We start from the raw sequence: 500 nt of genomic DNA, 5'->3' as shown, positions 1-500 counted from the left end.
ATGGGGGCAGCCCAGTTCGCCGCGATGAAACCCGGCAGCATCTTCATCAACATCGCCCGCGGCGGGCTCGTCGATGTCGATGCCCTCCACGACGCGCTCAAGAGCGGCCACATCGCCGCCGCCGGCCTCGACGTGCTGCCCAAGGAACCGCCGGTGCCGACGCCGGCGCTGATCGAGGCCTGGCGCGGCAACGCCTCCTGGCTCKCCGGGCGCCTCGTCGTGACGCCGCACGCCGCCTTCTACTCGGAGGCCGGCTATCTCGACATGCGCACCTTCTCCGCCGAGATCCTGCTCGAATTCCTGTTCGAGGGACGGCTGCGGAACAACGTCAATCCCGGTTGGGACGCCAAGGCGAACTGACGGCCGGCAAACACCTCTCGCACACGGGAACAAGACAATGGCCTTTCAGCAGAGCGAAACCGACTTCAGGGCGCTCAGCGCCGAAGAACTCCAGGCCTGGCGGGCAATCCCGCCGGCCGTAGCCTCCGACTGCATGAACC

The 500-nt window shown here is 67.3% G+C and carries 1 protein-coding gene; it reads left to right on the top strand.

Annotated features, from left to right (window positions below; translation table 11 throughout):
• A partial coding sequence (locus AC1DRP_RS36845) for an NAD(P)-dependent oxidoreductase (RefSeq protein WP_476771180.1) occupies positions 1-360 on the top strand: 360 nt, incomplete at its 5' end.
• Positions 361-500 lie beyond the last annotated feature (140 nt).

Source organism: Allobosea sp. 01N443 (genome assembly GCF_056399325.1).
The sequence above is the reverse complement of the archived record's forward strand: the minus strand, read 5'-3'. Positions and strand labels throughout refer to the sequence as shown.